19 protein-coding genes are annotated in these 24,346 nt (G+C 70.7%); 12 read left to right on the top strand and 7 right to left on the bottom strand.

What is annotated here, in order from left to right; genetic code table 11:
- Positions 1–89 precede the first annotated feature (89 nt).
- The 10 genes from uvrA (at position 90) to ACFVAJ_RS14825 (ending at position 11,557) form a co-directional block, all read left to right on the top strand.
- Positions 90–2,981, top strand: coding sequence for an excinuclease ABC subunit UvrA (gene uvrA, locus ACFVAJ_RS14870; protein ID WP_376945392.1), 2,892 nt, complete (start codon positions 90–92; stop codon positions 2,979–2,981).
- A 4-nt stretch (positions 2,982–2,985) separates the two neighbouring features.
- A complete protein-coding gene (gene uvrC / locus ACFVAJ_RS14865) occupies positions 2,986–4,953 on the top strand; it encodes an excinuclease ABC subunit UvrC (RefSeq protein ID WP_376945390.1) in 1,968 nt (655 codons plus the stop codon).
- Positions 4,954–4,985: 32 nt separating this feature from the next.
- Complete coding sequence (gene rapZ / locus ACFVAJ_RS14860; RefSeq protein ID WP_376945388.1) at positions 4,986–5,864, top strand: RNase adapter RapZ; 879 nt, start codon at positions 4,986–4,988, stop codon at positions 5,862–5,864.
- A 34-nt stretch (positions 5,865–5,898) separates the two neighbouring features.
- A complete protein-coding gene (gene whiA, locus ACFVAJ_RS14855; protein WP_376945386.1) occupies positions 5,899–6,879 on the top strand; it encodes a DNA-binding protein WhiA in 981 nt (326 codons plus the stop codon).
- 199 nt (positions 6,880–7,078) lie between these two features.
- On the top strand, positions 7,079–7,705 hold the full coding sequence (locus ACFVAJ_RS14850; protein ID WP_376945384.1) for a superoxide dismutase: 627 nt from the start codon (positions 7,079–7,081) through the stop codon (positions 7,703–7,705).
- A 96-nt stretch (positions 7,706–7,801) separates the two neighbouring features.
- Positions 7,802–8,806: a type I glyceraldehyde-3-phosphate dehydrogenase gene (gene gap, locus ACFVAJ_RS14845; protein WP_376945382.1), complete on the top strand. Its 1,005-nt coding sequence runs from the start codon at positions 7,802–7,804 to the stop codon at positions 8,804–8,806.
- A gap of 11 nt (positions 8,807–8,817) precedes the next feature.
- The gene (locus tag ACFVAJ_RS14840; RefSeq protein ID WP_376945379.1) at positions 8,818–10,032 is read left to right on the top strand and encodes a phosphoglycerate kinase; all 1,215 of its coding nucleotides are present in this window, start codon (positions 8,818–8,820) and stop codon (positions 10,030–10,032) included.
- On the top strand, positions 10,023–10,811 hold the full coding sequence (gene tpiA, locus ACFVAJ_RS14835; protein WP_376945377.1) for a triose-phosphate isomerase: 789 nt from the start codon (positions 10,023–10,025) through the stop codon (positions 10,809–10,811). Before ACFVAJ_RS14840 ends, tpiA begins: the two co-directional genes overlap by 10 nt.
- Positions 10,812–10,927: 116 nt before the next feature.
- Positions 10,928–11,179, top strand: coding sequence for a preprotein translocase subunit SecG (gene secG / locus ACFVAJ_RS14830; RefSeq protein WP_022888045.1), 252 nt, complete (start codon positions 10,928–10,930; stop codon positions 11,177–11,179).
- A gap of 12 nt (positions 11,180–11,191) precedes the next feature.
- Positions 11,192–11,557, top strand: coding sequence for an RNA polymerase-binding protein RbpA (locus ACFVAJ_RS14825; protein WP_376945375.1), 366 nt, complete (start codon positions 11,192–11,194; stop codon positions 11,555–11,557).
- A gap of 82 nt (positions 11,558–11,639) precedes the next feature.
- Here ACFVAJ_RS14825 and pgl read toward each other — a convergent pair whose 3' ends face one another.
- From pgl to tkt, 6 genes are read right to left on the bottom strand one after another with little or no spacing between them, the layout of a single operon-like run.
- A complete protein-coding gene (gene pgl / locus ACFVAJ_RS14820; RefSeq protein WP_376945372.1) occupies positions 11,640–12,410 on the bottom strand; it encodes a 6-phosphogluconolactonase in 771 nt (256 codons plus the stop codon).
- Positions 12,407–13,363, bottom strand: coding sequence for a glucose-6-phosphate dehydrogenase assembly protein OpcA (locus tag ACFVAJ_RS14815; protein WP_376945370.1), 957 nt, complete (start codon positions 13,361–13,363; stop codon positions 12,407–12,409). Before ACFVAJ_RS14815 ends, pgl begins: the two co-directional genes overlap by 4 nt.
- Positions 13,360–14,901, bottom strand: coding sequence for a glucose-6-phosphate dehydrogenase (gene zwf / locus ACFVAJ_RS14810; protein WP_376945368.1), 1,542 nt, complete (start codon positions 14,899–14,901; stop codon positions 13,360–13,362). Before zwf ends, ACFVAJ_RS14815 begins: the two co-directional genes overlap by 4 nt.
- An 18-nt stretch (positions 14,902–14,919) precedes the next feature.
- Entirely contained in the window at positions 14,920–16,524 is a 1,605-nt protein-coding gene (locus ACFVAJ_RS14805; protein WP_376945366.1) for a glucose-6-phosphate isomerase, read from the bottom strand.
- On the bottom strand, positions 16,521–17,630 hold the full coding sequence (tal, locus tag ACFVAJ_RS14800; RefSeq protein WP_376945364.1) for a transaldolase: 1,110 nt from the start codon (positions 17,628–17,630) through the stop codon (positions 16,521–16,523). The genes ACFVAJ_RS14805 and tal overlap by 4 nt, the downstream gene beginning before the upstream one ends.
- 24 nt (positions 17,631–17,654) lie before the next feature.
- Positions 17,655–19,748, bottom strand: a complete 2,094-nt coding sequence (tkt, locus tag ACFVAJ_RS14795; RefSeq protein WP_376945362.1) for a transketolase — start codon at positions 19,746–19,748, stop codon at positions 17,655–17,657.
- A gap of 319 nt (positions 19,749–20,067) precedes the next feature.
- Between tkt and ACFVAJ_RS14790 the strand changes: the two genes are divergently transcribed.
- Together ACFVAJ_RS14790 and ACFVAJ_RS14785 are read left to right on the top strand one after the other, a co-directional pair.
- A complete protein-coding gene (locus tag ACFVAJ_RS14790; RefSeq protein WP_376945360.1) occupies positions 20,068–20,988 on the top strand; it encodes a heme o synthase in 921 nt (306 codons plus the stop codon).
- Between the two features lie 65 nt (positions 20,989–21,053).
- A complete protein-coding gene (locus tag ACFVAJ_RS14785; RefSeq protein WP_376945358.1) occupies positions 21,054–23,954 on the top strand; it encodes an AAA family ATPase in 2,901 nt (966 codons plus the stop codon).
- Between the two features lie 63 nt (positions 23,955–24,017).
- Here the strand turns inward: ACFVAJ_RS14785 and ACFVAJ_RS14780 are convergent, their stop codons facing one another.
- Entirely contained in the window at positions 24,018–24,272 is a 255-nt protein-coding gene (locus ACFVAJ_RS14780) for a hypothetical protein (protein ID WP_376945356.1), read from the bottom strand.
- Between the last annotated feature and the right edge of the window lie 74 nt (positions 24,273–24,346).

Genomic DNA, 24,346 nt, shown 5'->3' with positions numbered 1-24,346 from the left:
CGCGGTGCTCGACGCCGATCGAACATATGTTCGCTCAGAGCGCGTGCGCCCCGGCCGTGCGTGTCGGTGGTGCTCCTTAGACTCGAAGGGTGCCAGTTTCACGTCTCGATGCCCATTCGCGCCTGAGTGTCCGCGGAGCCCGCGTACACAACCTGCACAACGTCGACGTCGAGATTCCGCGCGACGCGATGGTGGTGTTCACCGGGCTCTCGGGGTCGGGCAAGTCGTCGCTCGCCTTCGACACGATCTTCGCCGAAGGTCAGCGGCGCTACGTCGAGTCGCTCTCGGCGTACGCGCGGCAGTTCCTCGGGCAGGTCGACCGTCCCGACGTCGACTTCATCGAGGGGCTGAGCCCCGCCGTCTCGATCGACCAGAAGTCGACGAACCGCAACCCGCGCTCGACGGTCGGCACGATCACCGAGATCTACGACTACATGCGACTGCTCTGGGCCCGCATCGGCGTGCCGCACTGCCCGGTCTGCGGCGAGAAGATCCAGCGCCAGACCGTGCAGCAGATCGCCGACCAGCTGATGGAGCTCGAGGCGGGCACCCGGTTCCAGGTGCTGAGCCCCGTCGTCTCGAAGAAGAAGGGCGAGTTCGTCGACCTGTTCCGCGAGCTCGCGGCGCAGGGCTACTCGCGCGCGGTCGTCGACGGCGAGGTCGTGCGACTCGACGAGCCGCCGAAGCTGAAGAAGCAGGTCAAGCACGACATCTCGGTCGTCGTCGACCGGCTCGTCGCCGGGCCCGACGTGCTCGGGCGACTGACCGACTCCCTCGAGACGGCGCTCCGGCTGACCGACGGTCTCGTGCAGGTCAACTTCGTCGACGAGGAGGGGCCCGCGGCGTGGGCCACCTTCTCCGAGAAGCTCTCGTGCCCGAACCAGCACCCCATCCAGCTCACCGAGATCGAACCGCGCACCTTCTCGTTCAACGCCCCGTTCGGCGCCTGCCCCGAGTGCTCCGGCCTCGGCACCCGAATGTCGGTCGACGAGGCGCTGCTGCTCGGCGATCCCGAGCTCAGCATCGCCGAAGGCGTGATCCTCCCGTGGACCTCGCAGGGCAAGAGCCTCTACAACTACTACGAGAAGCTGCTCGACGGCCTCGCGAGGGATCTCGGGTTCTCGCTCGACACCCCCTGGGAACAGCTCGGCGAGGACGCCCGCAACGCGGTGCTCCGCGGCGACAACTTCGAGGTCAAGGTGCGGTGGCGCAACCGCTACGGCCGCGAGATGAGCTACAGCTCCGGCTTCGAGGGCGTCGTGCCGTACATCGAGCGGCAGTACCTGCAGGCCGAGACCGACGTGCAGCGCGCGCGGTGGTCCGAGTACCTGCGCGAGGTGCCGTGCCCCGTGTGCGACGGCAAGCGTCTGAAGCCCGAGGTGCTCTCGGTCCTCATCCACGACCACAGCATCGCCGATGTGGGTCTCCTGAGCCTCACCGACGCGCGCTCCTTCATGGACCGGCTCGAACTCACCGAGCGCGAGCAGACCATCGCGGCCCAGGTGCTCCGCGAGATCAAGCTGCGGCTCGACTTCCTCATCAGGGTCGGCCTCAGCTACCTCGACCTCGCCCGCGCGGCGGGCACGCTGTCGGGCGGCGAGGCGCAGCGCATCCGACTCGCGACCCAGATCGGCTCGGGGCTCACCGGCGTGCTCTACGTGCTCGACGAGCCGAGCATCGGCCTGCACCAGCGCGACAACCGCCGGCTCATCGACACGCTCGTCGCGCTCCGCGACCTCGGCAACACGCTCATCGTCGTCGAGCACGACGAAGACACCATCCGCACCGCCGACTGGATCGTCGACATCGGTCCCGGTGCCGGGGTGAACGGCGGCACCGTCGTGCACTCGGGCAGCTACGCCGACCTCGTGAAGAACACCCGGTCGCTCACCGGCGACTATCTCTCGGGCCGCCGCGAGATCGCGATCCCGGCGCATCGCCGGGCGATCGACCGCGAGCGGATGATCTCGGTGCAGGGTGCCGAGGCGAACAACCTCCGCGGCGTCGACGTCGAGTTCCCGCTGGGCGTGCTGACCGCCGTCACCGGGGTCAGCGGCTCCGGCAAGTCCTCGCTCGTCAACGACATCCTGTACCGGGTGCTCGCGAACCGCCTGAACGGCGCCCGCAAGGTGCCAGGCAAGCACCGGCGCGTGACGGGCCTCGAGCACCTCGACAAGGTCGTCCACGTCGACCAGGCTCCGATCGGGCGCACTCCGCGATCGAACCCGGCGACCTACACGGGGGTGTTCGATCGCATCCGAACGCTCTTCTCCGAGACCAACGAGGCGAAGGCACGCGGCTATCTGCCCGGCCGCTTCAGCTTCAACGTCAAGGGCGGCCGCTGCGAGGCGTGCTCGGGCGACGGCACCATCAAGATCGAGATGAACTTCCTCCCCGACGTCTACGTCGCCTGCGAGGTCTGCGGAGGCCAGCGGTACAACCGCGAGACTCTGCAGGTGCACTACAAGGGCAAGAACATCGCCGAGGTGCTCGAGATGCCGATCAGCGAGGCGGCCGAGTTCTTCGAGCCGATCTCCGCGATCCACCGCTATCTCAAGACCCTCGTCGACGTCGGGCTCGGGTACGTGCAGCTCGGCCAGAGCGCCACGACCCTCTCGGGCGGCGAGGCGCAGCGAGTGAAGCTCGCGACCGAGCTGCAGCGCCGCTCCAACGGTCGCAACGTCTACGTGCTCGACGAACCGACGACGGGCCTGCACTTCGAAGACGTGCAGAAGCTCCTGAAGGTGCTCGGCAAGCTCGTCGACAAGGGCAACTCGGTGATCGTGATCGAGCACTCGCTCGATGTCATCAAGTCGGCCGACTGGATCATCGACCTCGGGCCCGAGGGCGGTTCGGGCGGAGGCCAGGTCGTCGCGACCGGCACGCCCGAGCAGGTGGCGTCCGTGTCCGAGAGCCACACCGGGTACTTCCTCCGCGAGATCTTCGACGCCGCGGCCGACCGCGCCGACGTCGCCAGCTGAGGCGATGAGCAGACCGTCCGACGACCAGAGCGTCCCGTACCGGCCCAAGGCGGGGGAGATCCCGACCGAGCCCGGCGTCTACCGCTTCCGCGACGCCGAACGGCGCGTGCTCTACGTCGGCAAGGCGAAGAACCTGCGGGCGCGGCTCTCGAACTACTTCGCGCCCCTCCGCAGCCTGCACGAGCGAACGCGGCGCATGGTGACGAGCGCCGCCTCGGTCGAGTGGACGGTCGTCGGCAGCGAGGTCGAGGCGCTGCAGCTCGAGATCACCTGGATCAACGAGTTCCACCCGCCGTTCAACGTGCGGTTCAAGGACGACAAGTCCTACCCGTACCTCGCGGTCACGATGGCCGACGAAGCCCCCCGCGCGTTCGTCACCCGCAACCGGAAGCTGCGCGGTGCGCGCTACTTCGGCCCCTACCCGAAGGTCTGGGCGATCAACGAGACGCTCGAGATCCTGCTCAAGCTGTTCCCCATCCGCACCTGCAAAGACAGCGACTACCGACGGGCGATGGCGAGCGGCAAGCCGTGCTTCGCCGGGCAGATCGGCCGCTGCTTCGGGCCGTGCTCGGGCCGGGTCACGATCGCCGAGCATCGTGAGAACGTCGAGCGCTTCGTCGCGTTCATGCAGAACCAGGACCGTCGTATCCTCGGTGAGCTCGAGCAGCGGATGCGGGCCGCCGCCGGAGCCCAGGAGTACGAGGCCGCCGCCCGGTACCGCGACCGCCTCGTGGCCGCGACCGCCTTCTTCGAGAAGAGCGCGATGGTGCTCGGCGACACCGTCGACCTCGACGTCTTCGGCATCGACCACGACGAGTTGTCGGCGGCCGTCCAGCTCTTCATCGTGCGCGGAGGCCGCGTGCGCGGCATCCATTCGTGGACGGTCGACAAGGAGCTCGACGTCCCGCTCGGCGAGCTCGTCGACTCGGTCGTGCAGAACGCGTACGGCGACGAGCTCGGCCCGCCCGGCGAGGTCGTCGTTCCCGAGCTTCCCGACGACGCGTCGGCCCTCGAAGCCTGGCTCGGCGAGCAGGCCGGTCGCAAGGTCCGGCTCCGCGTCGCGCAGCGCGGCGACAAGGCCTCCCTGCTGCAGACCGCGACGCAGAACGCGAAACAGACCCTCATGCTCTACAAGACCCGGCGCAGCGCCGACTTCACGACGCGGTCGCGTGCGCTCGAGGACATCCAGGAAGCGCTCGGCATGGCGGATGCCCCGCTCCGCATCGAGTGCTACGACGTCTCGCACCTCAGCGGAACGAACATCGTCGCGTCGATGGTCGTCTTCGAGGACGGCCTGCCGAGGAAGGACGAGTACCGCAGGTTCACGATCCCGAGCTCGACCGACGACACCGACTCCATCCACCAGGTGCTGACGCGCCGACTCGCGTATCTCGCCAGCGCCGGCGCGGGCGCAGACAACACCGGGTCGGAACAGGCCGACGCGCCCGGGGCCCCTGGCGGGAGCGAAGCCACAGAGCCCGCCGACGCGCCCGAGGTGTCGGAGCGTCGGAAGAAGTTCGCCTACCGCCCCAACCTCCTCGTCGTCGACGGCGGGCAGCCCCAGGTCGCCGCAGCCGCACGGGCGCTCCGGGAGTCGGGCGTCGAGGGCATCTACCTGTGCGGCATCGCGAAGCGCCTCGAGGAGATCTGGACGCCGGAGGCCGACTTCCCGGTGATCCTGCCGCGCAACAGCGATGCGCTCTTCCTCTTCCAGCGGGTGCGCGACGAGGCGCACCGGTTCGCGATCACGCATCAGCGGCAGCGACGCAAGCGCGACATCGGCTCGGTGCTCTCCGAGATCCCGGGCCTCGGCCCCTCCCGGGTGAAGGAGCTGCTGCGGCATTTCGGCTCCGTCGCACGCCTGCGCGCCGCCGACGAGACCGCGATCGCCGAGGTCAAGGGCGTCGGACCGACCCTCGCCGCGACGGTGCACGCCCGACTCCACGCCGATGAGGCCCCTGTGCCCCGATAGGCTTGGATGTCGGTACGCAGAAGGGGGTCGGGATGGCGGCGGAGGAGCCCGAAGAGCAGGAGATGCTCATCGTCACGGGGATGAGCGGGGCCGGTCGATCGACCGTCGGCAACGCGCTCGAGGACCTGGGCTGGTACGTCGTCGACAACCTGCCGCCGCAGATGCTGCGGCCGCTCGTCGAGCTGGTCGAGCGCGCCGGCACCTCGCTTCCGCGCATCGCCGCGGTCGTCGACATCCGCGGCCGAGACTTCTTCTCCGAGCTCCAGGACATCATCCAGGCGCTCCGCGCCGGAGTGAACGTCCGGGTGGTGTTCCTCGACGCGAACGACGCGGTGCTCGTGCGCCGATTCGAATCCGTCAGACGTCCGCACCCGCTGCAGGGCAACGGCACGCTCCTCGACGGCATCGGTGCCGAGCGGGCGCGCCTCGCCACGCTCCGTGAAGCGAGCGATTTCGTCGTCGACACCTCCGACCTCAACATCCACCAACTCGCGAACCTCGTGACCGAGACGTTCGCCGGCGTCGATCACGCCGGCCTCCGGGTGACCATGCAGAGCTTCGGCTTCAAGTACGGCGCGCCGACCGACGCCGACCTCATCGCCGACGCCAGGTTCCTGCCGAACCCGTTCTGGAACCCCGAACTCCGACACCTCACCGGCGAAGACGCCGAGGTGAGCGAGTTCGTGCTGAGCCAGCCCGGGGCGATGGAGTTCCTCGACGCCTACGCGCGCGCACTCGAGCCCGTGCTGGCCGGCTACCAGCGAGAGAACAAGCGACACGCGACGATCGCGATCGGCTGCACGGGCGGCAAGCACCGCTCGGTGGCGATGGTCCGCGAGCTCGCGGAGCGGGTCGCGAAGATGCCCGGCGTCGTCGTGAGCGTCAAGCATCGCGACCTCGGTCGCGAATGACGCCGGGTCCCCGCAACACAGATTGGATGACGAGGTGGCATTGACCGCTGATGTGAAAGAAGAGCTCGCCCGGGTCGAGGTCTCGAAGACGAGCGTGCGCATCGCCGAGCTCGCCTCGGTGCTGCGGTTCGCAGGTGGGCTCCACATCATCTCGAATCGGATCGCGATCGAGGCGGAGCTCGACTCCAAGAACGTCGCACGCCGCGTGACGCGCGACCTCGGCGAGATCTACGGGGTTCGGCCCGACGTCTCCGTGGTGTCGCCGACGGGGGTGCGCCGCACCAACAACTACCTCGTGCGTATCCTCGAGGGCGGCGAGACCCTTGCCCGGCAGACCGGGCTGCTCGACGCCCGGCGTCGCCCGGTGCGCGGCCTTCCGAACAAGCTGACGACGGGGTCCCGCGACGAGGTCGCGGCGATCTGGCGCGGCGCGTTCCTCGCGCAGGGGAGCCTCACCGACCCGGGCCGCTCGGCGGCCCTCGAGGTGACCTGCCCGGGCAACGAGACCGCGATGGCCCTCGTCGGCGCCGCGGGCCGACTGGGCATCGCCGCGAAGGCCCGCGAGGTGCGCGGCATCCATCGCGTGGTCATCCGCGACGGCGAGGCGATCAGCGCCATGCTCGCGGCGATGGGGGCGAGCACGACCGTGCGCAACTGGGAGGAGCTGCGCCAGCGCCGCGAGGTGCGCGCGACTGCGAACCGTCTCGTCAACTTCGACGACGCGAACCTCCGCCGTTCGGCGCAGGCCGCGGTCGCCGCGTGCGCTCGCGTGGAGCGTGCGATGGAGCTCCTCGGCGACGACATCCCCGACCACCTGAAGTACGCGGGCGAACTGCGCCTCGCACACCGTGAGGCGAGCCTCGACGAGCTCGGCCACCACGCCGACCCGCCGATGACGAAGGACGCGGTGGCCGGACGGATCCGGCGCCTGCTCGCGATGGCCGACAAGCGCGCCGCCGATCTCGGGGTGCCGGGCACCGAGGCGAGCCTCCCGGCCGATCTCGACGAGGTCTGACCCGGCGTTCGGCTGCGTCGTGTCGACCCCGGGGCGGGAGTCTCCTCCGGCCCCGGGGTGTTCGGCGCGCCGTCACACGGCGACGCGGTCCCGGCACCATCCCGGCAGCGCCCGCCTGCGCGGGCATAGACTCGGGAATGCCGCCGCGGAGATCCGGGGAGACGCCCGGGTGCCCCGGCGCACCTGACAAGGAGAAGCAATGGCTGACTACACCCTCCCCGATCTCGCCTACGATTACGCGGCGCTCGAGCCGGCGATCAGCGGCACGATCATGGAGCTGCACCACTCGAAGCACCACCAGGCCTATGTGACCGGCGCGAACACCGCGCTCGCTCAGCTCGCCGAGGCGCGCGACTCGGGCAACCTCGCGAACGTGAACAAGCTCGAGAAGGACCTCGCCTTCAACCTCGGCGGTCACGTCAACCACTCGATCTTCTGGACGAATCTCTCGCCCGAGGGCGGCGACAAGCCGACCGGCGAGCTCGCCGCGGCGATCGACGACCACTTCGGCTCGTTCGAGAAGTTCCAGGCGCACTTCACCGCGACGGCCCTCGGCGTGCAGGGCTCGGGCTGGGCGGTGCTTGCGTGGGATTCGCTCGGCGGACGCCCGATCATCGCGCAGTTCTTCGACCAGCAGGGCAACCTGCCTGCGGGCCTCATCCCGCTGCTCATGCTCGACGTCTGGGAGCACGCGTACTACCTCGACTACAAGAACGTCCGTGCCGATTACGTCAAGGCGTTCTGGTCGATCGTGAACTGGGAGAACGTCCAGCAGCGCTTCACCGCAGCTGGTGAGAAGACCTCAGGGCTGCTGCTACTGTCATAAACGGATGGTGTCCCCGGACTCCTCCGGGGACACCGCCGTCCGATCAGTCCACCCGTGCAACGGCGCTGTCGGCGCCACGTCATACAGGAGACATCTGTGTCTGTAAAGATCGGCATCAACGGCTTCGGCCGCATCGGCCGCAACTACTTCCGCGCGGCACTCGCTCAGGGCGCGGATCTCGAGATCGTCGCGGTGAACGACCTCACCGACAACAAGACCCTCGCGCACCTCCTGAAGTACGACTCGATCACGGGCCGACTGGACGCGACCGTCGACTACGACGACGACAACATCATCGTGAACGGCACCGCGATCAAGGCCTTCTCGGAGCGCGACCCCGCGAACCTGCCCTGGGGCGAGCTCGGCGTCGACATCGTGATCGAGTCGACCGGGTTCTTCACGAAGGCCGCCGACGCGCGCAAGCACCTCGAGGCCGGCGCGAAGAAGGTGCTGATCTCGGCGCCCGCCACCGACGAGGACGCGACCTTCGTGATCGGCGTCAACGAGCAGGACTACGACCCCGAGCGCCACCACATCATCTCGAACGCGTCGTGCACGACGAACTGCCTCGCGCCGCTCGCCAAGGTCTTCAACGACGCCTTCGGCATCGAGCGCGGCCTCATGACGACGGTGCACGCCTACACGGCCGACCAGAACCTCCAGGACGGCCCCCACCGCGATCTCCGACGCGCCCGTGCCGCCGCCCTCAACATCGTGCCGACCTCGACCGGTGCAGCCAAGGCCATCGGCCTCGTGCTGCCCGAGCTCGTCGGCAAGCTCGACGGATTCGCGCTGCGCGTGCCCGTGCCCACCGGGTCGATCACCGACCTGACCGTGACTTCCTCGCGACCGGTGACGGTCGACGAGGTCAAGGCCGCCTACAAGGCGGCCGCCGAGGGCCCGCTGAAGGGCATCCTCAAGTACACCGAGGACGAGATCGTCTCCAGCGACATCGTCTCCGACCCGCACTCGTCGATCTTCGACGCCGGACTCGTCCGCGTCATCGGCGATCAGGTGAAGCTCTCGAGCTGGTACGACAACGAGTGGGGCTACTCCAACCGTCTCGTCGACCTGACCGAGTACGTCGCCGACCGTCTCTGAAAGAACACTGAATGACCCTGCGAACGATCGATTCCCTCGGTCCGCTCGCCGGCAAGCGCGTCGTCGTCCGTTGCGACCTCAATGTCCCCCTGCGGGACGGGGTCATCACGGACGACGGCCGCGTGCGGGCGTCGGTCCCCACCATCCAGGCCCTCCTCGGGCAGGGCGCCCGCGTGATCGTGGTCTCCCACCTCGGCCGCCCCGAGGGCGCCCCCGACGAGCGCTACAGCCTCGCCCCGGTCGCGGCGCGACTCGGCGAGCTGCTCGACGCCCCGGTCGCCTTCGCGACCGACACCGTCGGTGAGGATGCCACGGCCAAGGCCGCCGCCCTCGCCGACGGCGAGGTGCTCGTGCTCGAGAACCTGCGGTTCAACCCTGGCGAGACCTCGAAGAACGAGGCCGAGCGCACCGCGTTCGCGGGCGAACTCGCGGCATTCGCCGACGCGGTCGTCTCCGACGGCTTCGGCGTCGTGCACCGCAAGCAGGCGAGCGTCTACGAGCTCGCCGAGCTGCGACCGAGCGCCGCCGGCCTGCTCATCGCGGCCGAGCTCGACGTGCTCGACCGCCTCACCGAGAACCCCGAGCGCCCCTACACGGTCGTGCTCGGCGGGTCGAAGGTCTCCGACAAGCTCGGCGTCATCGCACACCTGCTGCCGCGCGTCGACCGCCTCCTGATCGGCGGCGGCATGCTGTTCACCTTCCTCGCCGCCCAGGGCCACAAGGTCGCCGCGAGCCTGCTCGAGGCCGACCAGATCGACACCGTGAAGGGCTACCTCGCGGAGGCAGCTGAGCGCGGCGTCGAGCTGGTGCTGCCGAGCGACGTCGTCGTCGCGGCCGCCTTCTCGGCGGACGCCGAGCACGTGGTCGCCCCGGCGGACGCGATCGAGGACACGCCGTTCGGGTCATCCGGCCTCGGACTCGACATCGGGCCCGACACGGCGGCGGCCTTCGCCGCGCAGGTGCGCGACTCGAAGACGGTGTTCTGGAACGGCCCGATGGGCGTCTTCGAACTCGCCCCCTACGCCGCGGGCACTCGCGCGGTCGCGGAGGCCCTCACCGAGGTCGACGGCCTCAGCGTGGTCGGCGGCGGCGACTCGGCTGCGGCCGTGCGCCAGCTCGGATTCGCCGACGATCGATTCGGACACATCTCGACGGGCGGGGGCGCGAGCCTCGAGTTCCTCGAGGGTAAGAAGCTCCCCGGACTGGAGGTCCTCGGATGGCAGTGAAGCGCACCCCGTTCATCGCAGGAAACTGGAAGATGAACCTCGACCACCTGCAGTCGATCGCGTTCGTGCAGAAGCTCGCCTGGGCGCTGTCGGACGCGAAGCACGACTTCGCCGACGCCGAGGTCGCGGTGTTCCCGCCGTTCACCGACCTCCGCAGCGTGCAGACGCTCGTGGCCGCCGACTCGCTGCCCATCGGCTACGGGGCGCAGGACATCTCGAAGCACGACTCGGGCGCCTACACGGGCGAGATCTCGGGCGCCTTCCTGAAGCAGCTCGACTGCGCCTACGTGATCATCGGCCACTCCGAGCGCCGCACGCTGCACGCCGAGACCGATGCCGACGTGAACGCGAAGGTCGTCGCCGCGCACCGCCACGGCCTCGTCCCGGTGCTCTGCGTCGGCGAGACGGCCGAAGACCTCGAGCAGCACGGTGCGAGCGCCGTGCCGGTCGCGCAGCTGCGTGCCGCACTCGAGGGCGTCGACGTCTCGAAGGGGCTCGTCGTCGCCTACGAGCCGGTCTGGGCGATCGGTTCCGGCCAGGCGGCGACGCCGGCCCAGGCCGAGCAGGTCGCGGCCGCGCTGCGCGCCGTCCTCGTCGAGATCGCGGGGGAGGAGCTCGCCTCGGCGACGCGCGTCCTCTACGGCGGCTCGGTGAAGGCGGCGAACATCGCCTCCTTCCTCCGCGAGCCCAACGTCGACGGCGCGCTCGTCGGCGGTGCGAGCCTCGACATCGACGAGTTCTCGAGCATCGTCCGTTTCAAGAAGCACGTCGGCGCGTGACCCGATCGGGTCGGGGCGATCCGCCCCGACCCGAGGTTTCGCCCGGCTAAACTCGGCTGTGCTGATAGTCTGATTGGCGGCATCGACCCCCTGCGTCGTGCCCGGAAAGGTTCACCGTGGAGATTCTCCAGGTCGTCCTGCAGGTGCTGCTCGGTCTCACGAGCCTCCTGCTGACGCTGCTCATCCTGCTGCACAAGGGCCGTGGTGGCGGTCTGTCCGACATGTTCGGCGGCGGCGTCACCTCGAGCCTCGGCGCCTCCGGCGTCGCCGAGCGCAACCTGAACCGCATCACGGTGATCCTCGGACTGATCTGGGTCACCTGCATCGTGGTGCTCGGGCTGATCACCAAGTTCGACGCCGGAATCTGACGAGGAGTCGAGATGGCATCAGGCAACAGCGCCATTCGCGGGTCCCGCGTCGGGGCCGGTCCCATGGGCGAGCAGGATCGCGGCTTCCACGCCGATCGTGTCGCCGTCAGCTACTGGGACGCCCAGGGCAATGAGACCGTGCGCTACTTCGCGGCGAGCCTCCCCGACGAGGAGATCCCCGAGGTCATCGACAGCCCGTCCACCGGGCTTCCGGCCGGCCGCGACCGCGAGAACCCGCCGTCGGTCTCGAAGCTCGAGCCCTACAAGACGCACCTCGCCTACGTGAAGGAGCGCCGCACCGAAGACGAGGCCGCTCAGCTGCTCGACGACGCGCTCACCCAGCTCCGCGCCCGCCGCGGGCAGGCGCCGAAAGACTGACCACCGGTCGCACGACGAACGACGAGAGCGGGGCGGGCCGAATGGCCCGCCCCGCTCTCGTCATGTCGTCCGGCTGCGACGTTCAGTAGTCGCGGGCGATGAGCGCCTCGGGCACCTCGGCCGCGGCGTCGCGATCGACGAAGAACACCGTGCGGCGACGCCCCTTGATCCCGGCGACGGGCACCTCGTCGCGGCTCGCACCCGCGAGGGCGAGACCCAGCGCCGAGGCCTTGTCGGCGCCGGCGAGCACCATCCACACCCGCTGCGAGCTGTTGAGCACCGGGCGGGTGAGGCTGAGCCGCTCGGGCGGCGGCTTCGGCGACTCGCGTACCGCGATGACGGTCTGGTCGGTGACGGCGATGCCCGAGCGATGCGGGAACAGCGAGGCGATGTGCCCGTCGGGGCCGACCCCGAGGAAGGTGATGTCGAAGGCGGGGTGCGCGAGACCGTCGGCGGCGTGCTCGGCGAGCTCGGCCGCATACGCCGTGGCGGCCTCGTCGAGGGTCAGCCCCGAGTCGGAGGCCGGGAACGGGTGCAGGTTCGCTGCGGGGAGATCGAGGTCGTCGAGCAGGGCGTCGCGCGACTGCCGGTCGTTGCGTTCGGCGTCGCCCGCGGGCACCCAGCGCTCGTCACCCCACCAGAAGTGCACGCGCGACCAGTCGATCGACATGCGCGCGGGGGAGGAGGCGACCGCCTCGAGCACCGCCGAGCCCATCGACCCGCCGGTCAGCACGATGTGCACGACCGGTTGCGCGTCGAGGAGGTCGAGCGTCTTCGTGATGAAGCGGGCCGCGACCGCGCCGGCCAGCGTGGCCTTGTCGGGGTGCACGAGCACCCGCCGTTCGTTCGTCACGCAGTGACCTCCTGGGCTCCGTCGAGGAGCGCCAGCCCCTTCGCGATCACTTCACCGTACAGCTCGTCGGGGTCGAGGCGGCGCAGCTCGTCGGCGAGGCAGTCGCGAAGACTGCGCCGGGGCAGCGCGACGTCGTGCAGCGGCTGGTCGGGCTGGCGGAGCGTCGCGATGCCGGGGACGTCGCGGACGAGCTCGACCAGGCCGCTCGCGCGTTCGAGCTGCACGCCGTGGATGCCGTGCGAGCCGTCTTCGACGGAGGTGAGCTCGACGCCGGTCGCGCAGCGCAACTGGAGTCGCAGCCATGCGCCGAGCAGCGTGGTCGACGGCGAATCGATCGCGCCGCTCACGTGCACCTTCGTGATCGGCTCGTACGGCGGCTGATCGAGCACGGCGGCCAGCTGGGCGCGCCACAGCGTCAGCCTCGTCCACGCGAAGTCGGCGTCGCCGGGGGTGTAGCTGCCGGCGAGGGCATGCAGTGCGGCCTGCGGGTCGGGCTGCGCCGAGGCATCCGTGATGCGTCGCTGCGCGATGCGACCGAGCGGTGAACGACCGGGCACGGCCGGCGCCTCGCCTGGCCACCAGGTGACGACCGGGGCATCCGGAAGCAGCAGCCCCATCACGAGGCTCTCCTCGTCGCGGGCGGCGTCGCCGCTCGCGCGGAGCACGATGACCTCGCTCGCGCCGGCGTCGCCGCCGACCCGGATCTCCGCGTCGAGGCGCGGCGCCACGTCCGAGGTGGCGGTGCCCGGTTCGATCGAGACGACGATGACGCGCATCGGATGCTCGCGCGACGCGTCGTTCGCTGCTTCGATCGCCTCCTCCTCCTGGCCGGGGGAGGTGGCGATGACGAGAGTGAGTACCCGTCCGAGGGCGACGACGCCGCCGTCCTCGCGGATCTTCACGAGGGCCTTCGAGACCTGGCTCGTGGTGGTGTCGGGAAGTTCGACGATCATGGGCGCCTCCAGCTCCGTCCGTCTCGTGCGAGCAGCTCATCGGCCGAGCTCGGGCCCCAGGTGCCGGGCCGGTACTGCTCGGGCTGCCCCTGTGTCGCCCAGAACTCCTCGATCGGGTCGAGGATCTTCCAGCTGAGCTCGACCTCCTCCTGACGCGGGAAGAGCGGCGGGTCGCCGAGCAGCACGTCGAGGATGAGGCGCTCGTAGGCCTCGGGGCTCGCCTCGGTGAAGGCGTGTCCGTAGCCGAAGTCCATGGTCACGTCGCGCACCTGCATGCCGGCGCCCGGGACCTTCGACCCGAACCGGATGGTGACGCCCTCGTCGGGCTGCACCCGGATCACGAGCGCGTTCTGGCCGAGCTCGGAGGTCTGGCTGTCGGCGAACACCTGCTGAGGCGCGCGCTTGAAGACGACCGCGATCTCGGTGACGCGACGGCCGAGCCGCTTGCCGGCACGGAGGTAGAACGGCACGCCCGCCCACCGGCGCGTGCCGATGAGGAGCTTCATCGCCGCGTAGGTCTCGGTCGTCGACTCGGGGTTCATGCCGTCCTCGTCGAGGAAGCCGATGACCTTCTCGCCGCCCTGCCAGCCGCCCGCGTACTGCCCGCGGGCGGTGCCGGTCGCGAGGTCGTCGGGCAGTCGCACAGCCGCGAGGATCTTCTCCTTCTCGGCGCGCAGGTCGGCCGCGTCGAACGAGATCGGCTCCTCCATCGCGGTGAGCGCGAGCAGCTGCAGCAGGTGGTTCTGGATGACGTCGCGTGCTGCGCCGATGCCGTCGTAGTAGCCCGCGCGACCGCCGACGCCGATGTCCTCGGCCATGGTGATCTGCACGTGGTCGACGTAGTTCGCGTTCCAGATGGGCTCGTAGAGCTGGTTCGCGAAGCGCAGCGCGAGGATGTTCTGGACCGTCTCCTTGCCGAGGTAGTGGTCGATGCGGAACACCGAGTCGGGCGGGAACACGCTCGCCACCACGTCGTTGAGCTCACGGGCCGTCTGCAGGTCGGAGCCGAACGGCTTCTCGATGACGACGCGACGCCACTGGCCGTCGCGCTGCTCCGTGAGCCCCGAGCGCTTGAGCTGCTCGGTGACGAGCGGGAACGACTTCGGCGGGATCGAGAGGTAGAACGCATGGTTGCCCATCGTCCCGCGCTTCGCGTCGAGCTCCTCGACGACGGAACGCAGACGGTCGAAGGCGTCGTCGTCGTCGAAGGTGCCGGTGACGAAGCGGATGCCCCGCGCGAGCTGCTGCCAGACGTCCTCGCGGAACTCGGTGCGGGCGTACTTCTTCACCGAGTCGTGCACGACCTGGGCGAAGTCCTGGTCGACCCAATCACGGCGCGCGAAGCCCACGAGCGCGAAGCCCGGGGGCAGGAGCCCCCGGTTCGCGAGGTCGTAGACCGCGGGCATCAGCTTCTTGCGCGACAGGTCGCCCGTGACGCCGAAGATGATGAGGCCCGAGGGCCCCGCGATGCGGTTGAGGCGATAGTCCTTCGGTGATCGGAGCGGGTTGTGCTGCGCCGAGATCTCTGCCGAAGCCAATTCGGGTCCTTTCGTCGGTCAGCCGACGGCGTCGACGAGCGCCGGGATGTTCGCGGCCGGGTCGGTGAGCGTCAGCGTGAGCACGGGGCGGCCGTGCTCGGCGAGGACGCTCGCGTCACCGGACGCCTGTGCGGCGATGAGCTCGCCGAAGCTGAACGGGCGCTCGGGGATGGCGAGGTCGGTGACGGGCGCCTGCGTGATCTGGAGGAACACGCCGACGGCGGGGCCGCCCTTGTGGAACTGGCCGGTCGAGTGAAGGAACCGCGGGCCCCAGCCGAAGGTGACCGGTCGTCCTGCGCGCGCCGCGAGGAGGTCGCGCAGCTGCGCGAGCTCGGGGTGCGCGACCCGGTCGACGTACGCCTGGATCGAGAGGTACCCGTTCGCCGGCAGCTCCTCGAGGAGCACCTCGATCGCCGAGGCCAGGTCGCTCGAGGCGCCGATGACCTCGGGCGTGCCGCGCACCTCGATGCCGTCGGCGACGAAGGCCGCGGGCTCGGGCGCGGGGCGTGCGTCGAGGAGGCCGCGTGCGGCGATCTTCGCCGACTCGACGTCGGGCTGGTCGAAGGGGTTGATGCCGAGCAGGCGGCCGGCGACCGCGGTCGCGTACTCCCAGACGAGCAGCTGCGCGCCGAGCGTGCCCGAGACGAGGATGTCGTCCGAGTCGTCGCGACGGAAGAGCTCCTCGCCCGCGTCGTCGACCAGGCGCACGATCTGCACGTCGGGCAGCGAGCCGTCGAGCTCGGGGGCGGTCGTCTCGAGCACGACGGGCAGGATGCCGGTGCCCTCCTTGCCCGTGGACTCGGCGATGAGCTGCTCGGCCCAGTCGGGGAGGCCGACGATGTGCGTGCCGTCCGCGACGATGCCGAGCTTGTCGCGGAGCGGCGACGTGGCGGCGATCGCCGCGCCGAGCACGAGCCCGGGGTTCTCCTCGGTGTCGATGGCGAGCGAGAGCTCGATGGTCTCGGCCTCGTCGAGGATCTCCGAGATGTCGACGCCCGCGAGGCCCGAGGGCACGAGGCCGAACGCCGTGAGCGCGGAGTAGCGGCCGCCGACGTTCGGGTCGGCGTTGAACACCCGGTAGCCCGCGGCGCGGGCCGACTCGTCGAGCGGTGAACCGGGGTCGGTGACGATGACGATGCGCTCGACGGGGTCGATGCCCGCGTCGCGGAAGGCCTGCTCGTAGGCGCGGCGCTGGCTGTCGGTCTCGACCGTCGAGCCCGACTTCGACGAGATCACGAGCGCGGTCGTCGCGAGGCGGTCGGCGAGGGCGGCGAGCACCTGTCCGGGCTCGGTCGAGTCGAGCACGGTGAGGTCGACGCGGGCGGTCCGGGTGATGACCTCGGGGGCGAGCGAGGAGCCGCCCATGCCGCCGAGCACGATGTGGTCGACGCCCGCGTCCTCGAGCTCGACGCGGAGGGCCTCGATCTCGGCCACGAGCGGGCGCGAGATCGCGACCGCCTCCGTCCACCCGAGACGCTTCGAGGCCTCGTCTTCGGCTGCGGCGCCCCAGAGCGCCGCGTCCTGCGCGGTGATGCCGCTCGCGACGAGGTCGGCGACCAGCGCGGGCACCGTGCGGCGCACGGCGTCGGCGGCGGCGCCGCCGACCGAGATGCGGAAGCTCATCGTGCAGCCTCCAGCGCGGTGCGGACGCTGTCGAGCAGTTCGCCCCACGACACGATGAACTTGTCGACGCCCTCGTTCTCGAGGAGGAGGGTGACGTCGTCGTAGTCGACGCCGACGGAGGCGAGCGCGTCGAGCACCTCGCCCGCCCCGGCGTAGGCGCCGGTCACCGTGTCACCGGTGATGACGCCGTGGTCGAACGTCGCCTCGAGGGTCTTCTCGGGCATCGTGTTCACGACGCCCGGTGCGACGAGCTCGGTCACGTAGAGCGTGTCGGGCAGGGCCGGGTCCTTCACGCCGGTCGAGGCCCACAGGGGGCGCTGCTTGTTCGCGCCGGCGGCGAGGAGGGCGGCTGCGCGCTCGCCCGCGAACTGCTGCTCGAAGAGCTCGTAGGCCAGACGGGCGTTCGCGACGCCGGCCTTGCTCTTCAGCGCGAGCGCCGCGTCGGTGCCGATCGCGGTCAGGCGCTTGTCGATCTCGGTGTCGACGCGCGACACGAAGAAGGAGGCGACCGAGTGGATCGTCGAGAGGTCGTGGCCGGCGGCCTTCGCCTGCTCGAGACCCGAGAGGTAGGCGTCGATGACCTCGCGGTAGCGATCGAGGCTGAAGATGAGGGTGACGTTCACGCTGATGCCGGCGCCGATCGCGGCGGTGATCGCCTCGAGGCCCTCGACCGTGGCGGGGATCTTGATCATCGCGTTCGGACGGTCGACCTTGGCCCAGAGCGCCTTCGCCTCGGCGACGGTGCCAGCGGTGTCGCGGGCGAGGCCGGGCGCGACCTCGATCGAGACTCGGCCGTCGAACCCGTTCGAGCGATCGTAGACGGGGCGGAACACGTCGGCGGCGGCGCGCACGTCGTCGGTCGTGATCTCGAAGACCGCGGTGTCGACGTCGGCGCCGGCGGCGGCGAGCGTGTGCAGCTGCTCGGCGTAGCCGTCGCCCTTCGCGAGGGCGCCGGCGAAGATCGTCGGGTTCGTGGTGACGCCGACGACATCGCGTTCGGCGATGAGGCGGGCGAGGTCGCCCGAGGCGATGCGCTCGCGCGAGAGGTCGTCGAGCCAGATGCTGACGCCGGCCTCGGAGAGGGTGGCGGTGCGGGAGGTGGTCATGGGGATGTCTCCTTCGTGCTCGCGTCAGGCCGACGCGAGCGATTCCTTCGCGGCGGCGACGACGGCCTCGGCCGTGATCCCGAACTCGCGGAACAGGGTCTTGTAGTCGGCGGAGGCGCCGAAGTGCTCGATCGAGACCGCGCGGCCGCGGGTGCCCAGGTAGCGCTGCCACGACAGCGCGAGGCCGGCCTCGACCGAGACGCGCGCGGTGACGCCCGAGGGCAGCACCTGCTCGCGGTACTCGGCCGGCTGCGCCTCGAACCACTCGAGGCTCGGCGCCGACACGACGCGCGCGCCGATGCCCTCGGCGGCGAGCGTCTCGCGGGCGGCGAGGGCGAGCTGCACCTCGGAACCGGTCGCGATGAGGATCACGTCGGGCGTGCCCGAGGCGGCCTCGGCGAGCACGTAGGCGCCCTTCGCGACGTGCGACGCGCTCGCGAGCGTGTCGCCGGATGCCTCGCCGTCGCCCCGCTCGAACACCGGGATGTTCTGGCGGGTCAGCGCGATGCCCGCGGGGGCATCCTGCTGCTTCAGCACCTCGAGCCAGGCGTAGGCGACCTCGTTGGCGTCGGCGGGGCGCACGACCGTGAGGCCCGGGATCGCGCGGAGGGTCGCGAGCTGCTCGATCGGCTGGTGCGTCGGGCCGTCCTCGCCGAGGGCGACGGAGTCGTGCGTCCAGACGAAGATCGAGGGCACCTTCATGAGCGCCGCGAGGCGGACCGAGGGGCGCATGTAGTCGCTGAAGATGAGGAAGGTGCCGCCGAACGCGCGGGTCGGGCCGTGCAGGACGATGCCGTTGACGATCGCGCCCATCGCGTGCTCGCGGATGCCGAAGTGGAGCACCCGGCCGTAGGGGTCGCCCGAGAACTCGTGCGTCGACCACTCGGCGGGGATGAACGACGGCGCGCCGTTGATCGTCGTGAGGTTCGACTCGGCGAGGTCGGCCGAGCCGCCCCACAGCTCGGGGAGGACGCCGGCGAGGGCGTTGATGACCTTGCCGGACGCCGCACGGGTCGACAGCTCGGTGCCGCCCTCGAAGACCGGCAGCACCTGCTCGACGTCGGCCGGCAGCTCGCCGGCCTCGAGGCGGTCGAGGAGGGCCTTGCGCTCGGGGTTGGCCGCGGCCCAGGCGTCGAAGGCGAGCTGCCACTCGGCGTGCGCCGCCGCGCCGCGCTCACCGGCGGCACGGGTGTGGGCGATGACGTCGTCGGCGACCACGAAGGTCTCCTCGGGGTCGAAGCCGAGCACCTCCTTCGTGGCGGCGAGCTCGGCCGCGCCGAGGGCGGAGCCGTGGATCTTGCCGGTGTTCTGCTTGCCGGGGCTCGGCCAGCCGATGATCGTCTTCAGGATGATGATCGAGGGCTTGGACTGCTCGCCCTTCGCCGCCTCGACGGCGCGGTGGAGCTCGGCGACGTCCTCGACGTACTCGCCCGTCTTCTTCCAGTCGACGGTCTGCACGTGCCAGCCGTACGACTCGTAGCGCTTCGCCACATCCTCGGTGAAGGCGATGTTCGTGTCGTCCTCGATGGAGATCTGGTTCGAGTCGTAGATGACGACCAGGTTGCCGAGCTGCTGGTGGCCGGCGAGCGAGGACGCCTCGCTGGTGACGCCCTCCTGGAGGTCGCCGTCGCCCGCGATGACGTACACGAAGTGGTCGAAGGGGCTCTCGCCGGCCGGGGTCTCGGGGTCGAAGAGCCCGCGCTCGTAGCGGGCGGCGTAGGCGAATCCGACGGCGGAGGCGAGCCCCTGGCCGAGCGGGCCCGTCGTGATCTCGACGCCGTCGGTGTGGCCGTACTCGGGGTGGCCCGGGGTCTTGGAGCCCCAGGTGCGCAGCGCCTCGAGGTCGGCCAGCTCGAGGCCGTCGCCGGCGAGATAGAGCTGCACGTACTGGGTGAGCGACGAGTGTCCGGCCGAGAGGATGAAGCGGTCGCGCCCGAGCCACGCATGGTCGGCGGGGTCGCGGCGCATCACCTTCTGGAAGAGGAGATAGGCGGCCGGGGCGAGGCTCATCGCCGTTCCGGGGTGGCCGTTGCCGACCTTCTCGACGGCGTCAGCCGCGAGCACCCGTGCGGTGTCCACCGCTCGATCGTCGATGGGATCCCAGTGCAGAGTTGCCACGAGGTGCAGTTCCTTCCGTTCGTGACGGCGACGGGAACCGATCGGCCCCCGACCCGCCGAGGACGTTGCGGCGCGGTACCGCCGGGCGTGCGACCTTGAGGATTGCCGTGTGGGGGAATCGTGGATCGCGCAGCCAAGCGCGCTTTCCTCAGTATATGGAGTTCGTGACCCGCGATGACGGGGTATGACTCACACTCGAGCATGCCCTTTGTGAGGCCTGGTATGCCCACGTCGGCGTACCGCGCCGGATGGCCTAGAATCGACGAGAGGCGGCGCGGGGCCCGGCGATGGTTCGCGCGCGCGCTTCGGAAGAGGAACGATGCAGGCAGCCGTAGACACCCGTGACGCCCGACCGGCGATGACCGTTCGGCGCAAGCTCGCCGCCTACCTCGCGCTCACCAAGCCGCGGGTCATCGAGCTCCTGCTCGTCGTCACCGCCCCCACGATGATCCTCGCCCAGCAGGGCCTGCCCGACCTGTGGCTGCTCATCGCGACCCTCATCGGCGGCGCGATGAGCGCCGGCTCGGCCGGGGCGTTCAACTGCTACATCGACCGCGACATCGACCGGGTCATGAAGCGCACGCAGGGGCGCCCGCTCGTGACCGGCGAGCTCACCGACCGCGAGGCCCTCGTCTTCGCCTACGGGCTCGGCGTGGCATCCATCGTCTGGCTCGGGGTGTTCACCAACTGGCTCGCCGCCGCGCTCTCGCTCGGCGCGATCCTGCTCTACGTCGTCTTCTACAGCCTGATCCTCAAGCGCCGCACCGCGCAGAACATCGTGTGGGGCGGCGTCGCGGGCTGCATGCCCGTGCTCATCGGCTGGGCCGCGGTCACCGGCGACCTCAGCTGGCCGCCGTTCATCCTGTTCCTCATCATCTTCCTCTGGACGCCGCCGCACTACTGGCCGCTCTCGATGAAGTACAAGGACGACTACGCGGCCGCCGGCGTGCCGATGCTCGCCGTCGTGCGAGGCCGTGCGCAGGTCGGGCTGCAGGTCATCCTGTACGCATGGGCGACCGTCGCGTGCTCCCTGCTGCTCATCCCGATCGCCGACATGGGACTCGTGTACTCGACGGTCGCGGTCGTCACCGGCGTGTGGTTCATCTACGAGACGCACCGCCTCTACAACCTCGCGATCCGGCACGAGCAGGTCTCGCCCATGCGGGTCTTCCACGGCTCGATCGCGTACCTGTCGCTGCTGTTCCTCGCGGTCGGCATCGACCCGCTGCTGCCCTTCTAGGATCATCGGCGGCTCGCGTTCACGCGCCCTGACATCCAGGCGGCCCTCGGTGCCAGACTGGGACGGTGGCCAGGCCATTCGAGCCGCCATCGCCGGTGTTCGTCGGGCGAGCGCGTGAACTCGAACTCATCAGGGGTCTCCTCGATCGCTCCGCCGCCGAGGAGGCGCAGACGCTCATCGTCTCCGGCGATGCAGGCGTCGGCAAGACTGCGCTGATCGCGCGGGCCTGCGGGCTGGACGGCCGGCCGACCACGACCCTGATCGGCGCCTGCCTGCCGCTCGCCTCGATGTCGATTCCGCTCCTGCCGATCCGCTCCGCCCTGCGCGATATCGGCGAGCCGATCGACTCCGCCGACGCCGGCCACCCCGACGTCGACGGGCGCGACGCGACCATTCGATTCGACGGATGGCTCGATCGTCGCTGCGCGACGCAGCCCGTCGTGCTCGTGGTCGACGACGTGCAGTGGGCCGACCGGAGCACGCTCGACGCACTGATGTACCTCGTCGCGGGACCCGCGCGGCGGAGGCTGAGCGTGATCGCCACGCTCAGATCGGGCGAGGTCGGGCTCGGACATCCGCTGCAACGCTGGCTCGCCGACATCCGACGGCTGCCGCGCACCTCGGAACTCGAGCTCGAACCGCTCGATCGGGCCGGCACCGCGGCGCAGATCGAAGGCCTGATGGGCGTGCCGCCGCATCAGACGCTCATCGACGACGTCCATCGGCACGGGCGCGGCAATCCCTACTTCACCCGGCTGCTGGTCGGCGGCCTGCCGCCGGACGCCCGGAGCGCGCCGACCGAGTTCCCGGCGACCCTGAGCTCGGCCGTGCTGCAGTCGTGGTCCCTCCTGTCCGCGCCGACCCGGCGGCTCGCGACGGTCCTCGCCGTCGGCGGTCGCCCGATGCGCGCCGACGAACTCGCCGAGGTGATGGGCGACGAAGCGCTCGCCCCGATTCGAGGACGACTGGACGAGGCCGTGGCGGGCGGAGCGATCGAGGTCGTCGAGGGCGGCGCCTACTGGTTCCATCACCCGCTGAATGCCGAGGTGCTCGAGGCGCAGCTCCTTGCGGACGAGCGTCGCGAGCTGCACCGGCGCTTCGCGGACGCCATCGAAGCGCGACTGAACGACGGGGCGGCCGCGGCGACGATCGTGGCAGTCGCCGACCATCGGGAGGAATCGGGCGACGCGTCGTCCGCGCTCGACTGGGCGATGCGGGCCGCCGATGCGCTCGACGCCACCGACGGGTGGGCCGAGCAGCTGCGGCTCCTGCGGCGCGCCCGGGCTCTGCTCCCCGACGGCCCCGGTGCGGAGGCGCGGCGCGGGGCGCTCCTGCGACGGCAGCGCTCCATCGCGGCGGCCGCGGGCGCCACGCTCGATGAGCTCGAGGCCGTGGAGGCCCTGCTCGTGCGGGCCGATTCCGACGGGGAGCCGCTCGTCGCGGCGGAGCTGATGGTGCGACGGATGCACCTCCGCTTCATGGCCGGGCGGGGCTTCATCGAGGTCGGGGCGATGCGCGAGGCCGTGCGTCGCGCGAACGCCGATCCGTCGAGCGCCGAGTACGCCCTGGCGTTGGCCGAGCTCGCCCACGCCGAACTGTGGGCAGAACTGCCGGACGCCGCGGCGCACGCACGCGCGGCGATCGTCGTGGCCCGCGGTGCGAACGATCCGCGTGCGCTGTCGCACGCACTCGCCGCGGCCTCCATGGCGGCGACGTTCGCCGAGGACCTGCCGCTCGCGAGCTCGTACGGACGTGAGGCGGTCGAGGCCGCGCTCTCGGCGCACGATTGGATGGCATTCGTCCATGCCCTCCTGTGGGAGGCCAACGCCGTCGAGACCTGGGCGTCGGAGTGGTTCGCGGAGCGGATGGCCGAGCGCCGGCTCGAGCTCGTCGCGCGCGGAGGCCCGCAGGCGTACGTCGCCTGGCTCTCCGCGAGCGAAGCGAGCTCCCTGCTCGTCATCGGGCGCGGAGCCGAATGCGAGGAGCGCCTTCGCGTCGCACTCGGATCGAACGCCGGTCCGCTGGGCGATGTCGCGGCGCGCCTGACGGCGGCGCGATTCGCATCGTTGCAGGGTCGCCGCGCCGAGGCGCAGGGGCACCTGCTGCGAGCGGATGAGCTGTTCGCCGACGGCTCGGCGTTCCTCGCATTCGAGTTCGACGCCGTCCGGGCCGAGGTGCGCCTCGGCGGAGGCGATCCGCGTGGTGCGTTCGAAGCGGCGATGGCAGGGGCGACGGGGGAGGGCACTCGACCGACCATGTGCGAATGGCTGCTCCCGCTCGCAGCCCGCGCGCTCGCCGACCTCGCCCGCGCTGCCCGGGACGACGGCGGCGACGCGGGCGAGGTCCTCGCGGAGCTCGACGCGCTCGCCGAGCGATTCCCGGGCGCCTTGCGGGACATCGGCGTGGTCACGCCGCTCGTGGCGCGGCAGATGACCGCCTTCGACGCGCTCTACGCGGCCGAGCAGGCGCGGGCGCGCATCCGCGAGGACGAACCGGCCGCCTGGACCGCGGCTGTGGAGGCCTGTGCAGCTGCCGGCCTGCCCTGGGAGGAGGCCTACGCACGGTGGCGCGCCGCGGACGCGCTGCTCGGCCGTGGTCGGGACCGTCTCCGAGGTGCCGAGATGCTGCGTGATGGGCTCGTGCTCGCACGCCGGCTGGGTGCGGGCCCGGTGGAGGACGAGATGCTCGGCCTCGCCGAACGGGCCCGCATCCCCGTCGGCGAGCCGCCGGACGCGGCATCCGATGCGCCGGCCGCCCTGCCAGGTCTGACCGATCGCGAGCGCGAGGTGCTCGAGCTGATCGCCGTCGGCCGGACCTACGGGGAGATCGCGCGCACCCTGATGATCAGCGAGAAGACCGTGAGCACCCACGTCTCGCACCTGCTCGCGAAGACCGGCACGGCGAATCGCGTCGAACTCGCGGGGCTCGCGCACCGGGTGGCCCGCGAGCGCCCGGACGATCGCTGACGCGCTGCGCGCGACCGTGTCCGGGCCTCGGGCCTCGGGCCTCGGGCCTCGGGCGTCACGGCGTCACGGGGCGCGGAGGTGCGCCCGGATGCCGCCGAGGGGCGAGAGGTCGTCGTGGACCGTCGCTCCGGCCGGGGGCTCGCAGAGACCCTCGGGCGCCTGCTCGCTGATGTAGTCGGGCATGCCGCACACCTCGGCAGGCAGGTCGAGGCGGATGGGAGCGGAGTCGTCAGCGGAGTCGGACTGCCCCCCGCCGCACCCGGTCAGCATCGCCACGGCGACGGCGGCCGGGATGATGACGAGAATTCGGACCTTCATGATCGTGCTCCTTCCTGTCCATCGGACGGAAGCCACGATCCGCTGCGGGGGTCGCCGCGACATCGGGCGGACCC

This window comes from Agromyces sp. NPDC057679 (assembly GCF_042799635.1).
Lineage (GTDB): Bacteria > Actinomycetota > Actinomycetes > Actinomycetales > Microbacteriaceae > Agromyces.
This window is presented reverse-complemented; position numbering and strand designations above follow the sequence as displayed.

Bases quoted from the DNA above. Each gene is read 5' to 3' on its own strand.
- ACFVAJ_RS14805 (WP_376945366.1), bottom strand. From the start codon at position 16,524: ATGAGCTTCCGCATCTCGGTCGGCGGCGCCGCCGCCGACGCCGTGCGC.
- ACFVAJ_RS14815 (WP_376945370.1), bottom strand. From the start codon at position 13,363: ATGATCGTCGAACTTCCCGACACCACCACGAGCCAGGTCTCGAAGGCC.
- ACFVAJ_RS14840 (WP_376945379.1), top strand. From the start codon at position 8,818: ATGACCCTGCGAACGATCGATTCCCTCGGTCCGCTCGCCGGCAAGCGC.
- ACFVAJ_RS14780 (WP_376945356.1), bottom strand. From the start codon at position 24,272: ATGAAGGTCCGAATTCTCGTCATCATCCCGGCCGCCGTCGCCGTGGCG.
- rapZ (WP_376945388.1), top strand. From the start codon at position 4,986: ATGGCGGCGGAGGAGCCCGAAGAGCAGGAGATGCTCATCGTCACGGGG.
- ACFVAJ_RS14850 (WP_376945384.1), top strand. From the start codon at position 7,079: ATGGCTGACTACACCCTCCCCGATCTCGCCTACGATTACGCGGCGCTC.
- tal (WP_376945364.1), bottom strand. From the start codon at position 17,630: ATGACCACCTCCCGCACCGCCACCCTCTCCGAGGCCGGCGTCAGCATC.
- uvrC (WP_376945390.1), top strand. From the start codon at position 2,986: ATGAGCAGACCGTCCGACGACCAGAGCGTCCCGTACCGGCCCAAGGCG.
- tpiA (WP_376945377.1), top strand. From the start codon at position 10,023: ATGGCAGTGAAGCGCACCCCGTTCATCGCAGGAAACTGGAAGATGAAC.
- ACFVAJ_RS14790 (WP_376945360.1), top strand. From the start codon at position 20,068: ATGCAGGCAGCCGTAGACACCCGTGACGCCCGACCGGCGATGACCGTT.
- ACFVAJ_RS14825 (WP_376945375.1), top strand. From the start codon at position 11,192: ATGGCATCAGGCAACAGCGCCATTCGCGGGTCCCGCGTCGGGGCCGGT.